Origin of the sequence: Variovorax gossypii (assembly GCF_003965815.1) — a bacterium.
In the GTDB taxonomy this organism is placed as follows: domain Bacteria; phylum Pseudomonadota; class Gammaproteobacteria; order Burkholderiales; family Burkholderiaceae_C; genus Variovorax; species Variovorax gossypii.
This window is the reverse complement of record NZ_RXOE01000014.1, coordinates 1-7,329: the sequence shown is the minus strand read 5'-3', so window position 1 is coordinate 7,329 and position 7,329 is coordinate 1. Positions and strand designations below refer to the sequence as shown.

The window sequence follows — 7,329 nt, the reverse complement described above, 5'->3', positions numbered from 1 at the left end:
TCAGCAGCAAGGCAATGCCGCTGTCTTGCACCATGTAGGACAGGCGGTCTGCCGGGTACTCGGGGTCCAGGGGCACGTAGGCGCCGCCGGCCTTGAGCACCGCCAGGATGCCCACCATCATCTCGACAGAGCGTTCCACGCAGATGCCTACCAGCACGTCCGGGCCCACGCCCGAGGCGATCAGGCGATGGGCAAGGCGGTTCGCACGGGCATTGAGTTCACCGTAGCTCAGGGCTTCGTCGCCGAAGACCAGAGCAGGTGCCGAAGGCTTGAGCCTTGCATGCGACTCGATCTGGCGGTGCACCGGCTGCTCGCCCTCGTGGCAGCGTGCGTTCTCGCTCCACGCCGCAAGCTGCGCGCGCTCGGCTTCGCCCACCAGCACCACATCCCCCACCGCCTGCTGCGGCTGCTCGACCAGCGCCCGCAGCACCGACAGGTAATGCCCTGCCATCCGCTCCACCGTCTCCCGGTCGAACAGCTCCGATGCATAGAGAAGCGTCGCCTCCACGCTGCCGTCCTCGAGTTCCAGCGTCTGCAGCGTCAGCTCGAACTGCGCGTCCTCTTCCTCGAAGTCAAGCCGCTGCACCGACACGCCCGGCCATTCGGCCAGCGAGCGATGGTCGCGCCGCACATGGTTGAACATCACCTGGAACAACGGATTCGCGCTGAGGCTGCGCTCGGGCCGCAGCGCGCCGACCAATTGCTCGAACGGCAGATCCTGGTGGGTCTGCGCTCCGATCGCCGTGTCGCGCGTCTGCACGAACAGCTCCTCCAGCGTCATCCGCGCATCGATACGCGCACGCAGCACCTGCGTGTTGACGAAGAAGCCCACGACGCCCGCCGTCTCCGCCCGGTTGCGGTTGGCAATGGGCACGCCGACGCGTGCATCGGCCTGCCCCGTGTGCCGGAACAGCAGCGCATTGAAGCCCGCGAGCAGCGCCATGAACAGCGTCGCGCCCTGCCCCTGGGCCCGCTGGCGCAGGCGTGCGACGGTATCGGCCGGCAACGCGACCGTGACGCGCGCCGAGCCGTAGCGGCCGTCGGCGTTGCGCGGCCGGTCGGTGTGCAGCGAGATCACCGGCTGCTCGGTGCCCAGGTGATCGCGCCACCACGCGAGTTGGCGTTCGCCCTCTCCGCCTTCGAGCCACCGGTTCTGCCAGACGGCGTAGTCGGCGTACTGCACAGGCAGCGCGGGCTGCGCCATCGAACGCCCCTGCACACGTGCTGCGTATTGCGCAGCCAGTTCGTCCAGCGTGAGCTGCACGGACCAGCCGTCGGACACGATGTGGTGCATCACGACCAGCAACCGATGCGCCTGGGCATCGGTCTTCAACAGCACGGTGCGCATCAGCGGGCCGCGCGTGAGGTCGAAGGGCTCGGTGCGAATGCCGCGCACTTCATGCTCGATGGCGGCCTCGCGGGCCCCGGCTTCCAGCGTGCTCAGGTCGATGCACGGCAGCGCGACCGGCAGGGTCTCCAGAATGACTTGCTCCACCTCGCCATCGCCTTCCTCGCGGAAGACGGTGCGCAGCGACTCGTGGCGGTCGACCAGCGCCTGCACGCTCGCGCGCAGGGCTTCGACATCCAGATGCCCCGAAAGCACCAGGCCGCCGCTCAGGTGATAGGCCGTGCGGGCCGGGTCCAGCTTCCACAGGAACCACTGGCGGCGCTGGGCGAAGGACAGCGGTGCCCGGTCTTTCTGCGGACGCGGGGGAATGGCGCTTTCGGTTTCGCGCGTGCCGGCCACGTTCGCGCCGCGCAGCCGCTCTTTCAGCCTGGCGCGTTGTTCGGCGCTCAGGCTGGCGCGGCGTGCGGAGATATCCTGGATTTCGGGCATGACGGTGCTTGTTTCAGACGGTGGCGGCATCGGCCGGGTCTTTGTTCTCGCTGCTTTCGCCGTTCTCGATCTCTTCGATCAGGCGGGTCTCGACCAGCAGGGCCAGGTCGGCGATGGTTGGCGCCTTGAAGAAGGCGGCCGGGTGGAGTTCGATCTCGTAGGCCTTGCGCACGCGCGCCAGGATCTGGATGGCGAGCAGCGAGTCGCCGCCCAGTTCGAACAGGTTGTCGTGGATGCCAACGGCGGTGATGCCCAGCATGTCCTGCCAGACCGCCGCGAGGCCGGTTTCGAGGTCGCCATCGGGCGCAACGTAGGGCGTGTCGAGTGCAGGGCGTGGATGGTTGCGGCGGCCGGCGCGTGCCGCATGGGCCAGGGGGCCGGACTCGATCAGCTCGAGCATGCCGCTGTCGAGTTCACCGAGGCGCTGCTCCAAATCGGTCGTGGAGATCACGACCTGCGAGAAGGCTGGTCCGTTGACGATGCGCTCGAGCGCCAGCGCGCCCTCGGGGCCGTCCATGCCGACGCCTTCGGGCAGCACCATGCCCGCGGCCATGCCGAGGTCGCGCCAGGCGTCCCAGTTGACCGAGAAGACGGCGTGGCGGGCGCTGCGCTGCACCTGCGCGGCCAATGCATCGAGATACGCGTTGGCCGCGGCGTAGTCGCTCATGCCGAGGCCGCCGGCCATGCTGGAGATGGACGAGCAGAAGAGCACGAAATCGAGTGCGTCTTCGCGCACCGCTTCGAGCAGTGCCTGCGTGCCGCGCAGCTTGGGCGCGAACACGGCGTCGACCATGGCACGGTTGCGCTGGCCGATCATCCCGCTGTTGGCATGGCCTGCCGCGTGGATCACGCCGTGGATGGCGCCGAAACGCGCCCGGGCCTGTGCGGCGGCTGCCTGCATCTGCGCCGCATCGGCCACATCCGCCGACAGCACGAGCACTTCGCCGCCCAGCGCTTCGAGTTCCAGCAGCTGCAGCAGCTTCCGGCGCAATGCTGCCGGCTGCTCGGGCGATGCGGCCAGCGCTTCCCATTTGCTGCGCTCGGGCAGCGGGGTGCGCCCGAACAGCACCAGCTTAGCCTGCCACGACTTGGCAAGGTGCCGCGCCACGGAAAGCCCGACACCGCCGAGACCACCGGTGATCAGGTAGACGCCGTGGGTGCGCAGCCGCTGCTGCGGCCCGGCGCCCGGTGCCGGCAGGGCCAGCGGCTCATAGGCCTTCACCCAGCGATGCGGCCCGCGATATGCCACCAGCGGCTCGTCATGACGCGCCGACACATCGGCCGCAAGCTGCTTCACCAGCCATGCCTCCGCGTCGCTGCCGGGCACGGGCAACACAACGTCGGTCACGCGGCAGTCGATGTGCGGATATTCCTGTCCGATCACCTTGGCCAGGCTGAACAACGTGGCCTTCTCGGGGCACAGGGGCTCCAGCCCGCTGACGTCTTCCATCTGGTTGGCGACGACCTGGATCGCCAGCTTGCGTTCGCTGCCGGCCGATACGGCGTCCAGCGCCTGCGCGAGGGCCAGCAGGCTGAAGAAACCGCGCTCCAGCATCTGGTCCGACTGCGAAGGCGCCGCGAGTTCGTCGTCAACGCTCCACAAGTGATGAATCTTCGAGACCGGCCCCAGCTCGGCCTGCACCTTGCGCAGCACCTGCTCGTGGTCGGACCGCTCGCCCGGACGCACCGCGTAGTGGCGCGGGCTGATCTCCACGAAGGCAGGCCCCTGCTCCACCCAGACCACGGGGTGCGTATCGGCATCCTGGTGCAGGTGACGGATCAGGCTGTCCGTGAGGCTGCGTGTCTCGCCGAACACCAGCGTGCACGTGCCAGCCGGCGCAGGGGTCTGCACGGGCAGCAGCGGTTCGGTGCGCTTCCAGGTGGGCACGTAGAAAACGTCGGTCGCAGCGCCTGTCGCGCCGGCCTTGGCGCCGCCCTCGAAACTGCCCGCCTCGACCCAGTACGACTGGCGCTGGAACGGATAGGTCGGCAGCGGCACTTGCCGACGTGGCTGGCCTGCGCGGCAGGCGGCCCAGTCGATCTCCACGCCGGCGCACCAGAGCGCGCCGGTGACGCTGGCCAGTTGCCGCTCGTTGCGGGCCTGCTGCTGCGGATGTGCCTGGCTAGCCCAGATGCCTGCAGCCGACGCGGCCAGCGGATGCTGCCGCGCGAGCCCGGCCAGCGTTTCGCCCGGGCCCACTTCGAGCACGACACGCCCGGCCACGCCGAGCAGCACGGCCAACCCGTCGGCGAAGCGCACGGTGCTGCGCAGATGGCTCGCCCAGTAGGCCGGATCCACCGCCTGCTCGGGCGTGATGGGCTTGCCGGTGACGTTGGAGATGAACGGGATGCGCGGTGCATGGCGCGGCACCGAGGCGACCACCTGCTGCAGCTCCGCCACGATGGACTCGGTCATGGCCGAGTGCGACGCAATGGCGACATGCAGGCGGCGCGGCAGCAGGCCGCGGGCGGACAGCTGCTTCTCGGCCGCCTCGATGGCCTGCAACGGCCCCGCGAGCACGCACAGCTGCTCGCCGTTGATCGCCGCGATGTCGCAGCCGGCCTGGAGGAAAGGTGCGAGCTCGGCCTCGGTCAGCGCGATGGCCGTCATCGCGCCGGCGGGCATCGACTGCATCAGGCGGCCGCGCGCGGTGACGATGCGCAGCGCGTCTTCCAGGCTGAACACGCCGGCCAGGCAGGCCGCCACGTATTCGCCGAGGCTGTGGCCCAGCATCACGGCGGGCTGTACGCCGCGTGCCATCCAGGCGCGGGCCATCGCGTACTCGACGATGAACAGCACCGGCTGCGTGTATTCGATGCACGACAGCTTGTGGTCGGCTGCGGCTTCGGCACCGGCCGCCGGGTACAACAGCTGGCGCAGGTCCATGCCCATCGCGTCGTTCAGCAGCGCGCAGCAGCGATCGACCTCGCCGCGGAACACCGGGTCGTCGCGGTACAGCGCGGCGCCCATGTTGGCGTGCTGCGTGCCCCCGCCGGGGAACAGGAAGGCGACCTCGGGTGCGGTGGCCGGCGCGCGCATCACCTGCTCGAAACCGCCCTCGGGCGACAGCAGCGTCTGCGCGCCCATGGCATTGCCGTTGGCGACGATGGTCGCGCGCAGCGGCTGCGCGCGACGGCCGCTCTGCAGCGTGTGCGCGATGTCGGCAAGCGACTGGTCGCTCGACGCTTCGAGGTGGCGGCCCAGTTGCCGGCCGGCCTGCTGCAGCGCGGCGGTATTCTGGGCAGACAGCGGCAGCACCTGCCAGCTGGACGATGTTTCGGCCGATTTCACGGCCGGCGCCTCTTCGAGCACCACATGCACATTGGTACCGCCGATGCCGAACGAGCTGACCCCCGCCCGACGCGGCGTGGCGCCCGCGGGCCATGCCTTGGTCGCTGCATTGACGTAGAACGGGCTCGCCGCGAAGTCGATCTGCGGATTGGGCCGCTCGAAATGCAGGCTCGCCGGCAGCGTCTTGTGCTTCAGCGCCATCACCGTCTTGATGAGGCCGGTGACGCCGGCCGCCGCGTCGAGGTGGCCCACGTTGGTCTTGACGGAGCCGATGGCGCAGTAGCCGGTGCGTCCCGAATCGGCCTGGAAGGCTTGCGTCAGTGCGGCCAGCTCGATGGGATCGCCGAGCACTGTGCCGGTGCCGTGCGCCTCGATGTAGCCCACGGATTCGGCGGGCACACCGGCGATCAGCTGGGCCGCGCGGATGGCCTCGGCCTGCCCGTTGACGCTGGGCGCGGTGAAGCCGACCTTGTCGGCACCGTCGTTGTTGGCGGCGGAGCCCTTGATGACGGCGTGGATGGTGTCGCCGTCGCGCAGCGCGTCGTCCAGTCGCTTGAGCACCACGATGCCCGCACCGCTGCCGATCACCGTGCCCGCGGCCTTCTCGTCGAAGGCGCGGCAATGGCCATCGGGCGACAGAATGGCTCCGGCCTGGTAGAGGTATCCGTTGTCCTGCAGCAGGTTGAGCCACACGCCGCCGGCAAGTGCCATGTCGCAGTCGTAGCCCAGCAGCGACTGGCAGGCTGTGTGCACCGCGGCCAGCGAGGTCGAGCAGGCGGTCTGCACCGTGACGGCCGGGCCACGCAGGTTGAGCTTGTAGGCCACGCGGGTGCACAGCGATCCGCCGGAGTTGCCGCTCATGAGGCCCAGCAGGTCGGCAATGCCGCGTCCGTCGCCCAGGCCGAACGCTGGCAGCAGGTGCCGCATGAGGTACAGGTTGGGGCCTTCGCCCGCGTAGACGCCGATCTTGCCCGGCCAGCTGTGCGCGTCGCAGCCGGCGTGCTCCAGCGCGGCCCACGCGCACTCCAGGAAGATGCGCTGCTGCGGATCGAGGTACTCGGCCTCGCGCGGCGAGTAACCGAAGAAGCCGGCATCGAATTGATCGAAGCCCTTGAACTGGACGCCCGCCTTCACATAGGCCGGATCCTCGAGCAGCTCCTGCGAGATGCCTCGGGCGCGCAGCTGCTCGTCGGTGAAGCCAGCGACGGACTCCACGCCGTCGCGGATGTTGCGCCAGAACACGTCGACATCGTCGGCGCCCGGAAAGCGCCCCGCCATGCCGACGATGGCGATCTCGATGCCGGTGGTGGCGGCCGCATCGGGCTGCCCGGCCTGTTCGTTGAGGGTGTTCATCAGTTGACTCTTTCCGCGGATTTGCGACGTTGAAGCAAAGCGGCGCGCTGGCGCAGCGCACGGTCGTCGCCGGCCGTGGGCGACGACGCCGTGGGTGCGGCGGCGCCGCGCTCCATCCACTGGGCCAGCGAACCGACCGTGGGGTACTTGAAAAGCTGGACCAGGGCGACGGAAGTGCGCAGCCTGTCTTCGAGCAGGCGGTGCACGCGGACCAGCAGCAGCGAGTGCCCGCCGAGGTCGAAGAAGTTGTCGTGAATGCCGACCTTCTCCATCTGCAGCACTTCAGCCCAGATGGCGGCGATGGTTTCGGCGATGGGGCCTTGCGGGGCCTCGTAGGGTTTGTCGCTGGTGATGGCGGGGACGGGGAGCGCCTTGCGATCCACCTTCCCGTTCGCGTTCAGCGGCAGTGCCTCCAACTCCACGATCGCGCTCGGAACCATGTAGTCCGGCAGCGCTTCGCCCAGCTTCTGCTTCAGGGCTGCCGTGTCGATCACCTGGCCCGCGTTGCCCGAGACGTAGGCCACCAGCCTCGTGCCTGCCGGGCCCTCGTTCGCCACCACGACTGCTTCTCTGACCTCCGGCTGCCCCTGCAGCCCAGCCTCGATCTCCCCCAGCTCGATGCGGAACCCCCGCACCTTCACCTGGTGATCGATCCGCCCCAGGTATTCCAGCTGGCCATCGTTGTTCCACCGCACAAGGTCTCCCGTGCGGTACAGCCTGCTTCCGTTGGCCGCTGCGATGAAGCGTTCGGCCGTCAATGCGGCTCGCTTCAGGTAACCCCGAGCGAGGTTGACCCCGCCCAGGTACAGCTCTCCCGCCACCCCCACCGGAACCTCGTTCAGGCTCC

At 69.1% G+C, this 7,329-nt stretch carries 3 protein-coding genes; all 3 read right to left on the bottom strand.

Annotation, left to right across the window (positions count from 1 at the left end):
* Positions 1-1,837: condensation domain-containing protein (locus EJP69_RS29350; RefSeq protein WP_148112203.1), on the bottom strand; the 1,837-nt coding region annotated here is incomplete at its 3' end.
* A gap of 13 nt (positions 1,838-1,850) precedes the next feature.
* Complete coding sequence (locus tag EJP69_RS29345) at positions 1,851-6,482, bottom strand: type I polyketide synthase (protein WP_126473972.1); 4,632 nt, start codon at positions 6,480-6,482, stop codon at positions 1,851-1,853.
* On the bottom strand, positions 6,482-7,329 hold an 848-nt coding region (locus tag EJP69_RS29340), incomplete at its 5' end, for a phosphopantetheine-binding protein (RefSeq protein ID WP_148112202.1). The genes EJP69_RS29345 and EJP69_RS29340, both read right to left, overlap by 1 nt.

Bases quoted from the DNA above. Each gene is read 5' to 3' on its own strand.
- EJP69_RS29345 (WP_126473972.1), bottom strand. From the start codon at position 6,482: ATGAACACCCTCAACGAACAGGCCGGGCAGCCCGATGCGGCCGCCACC.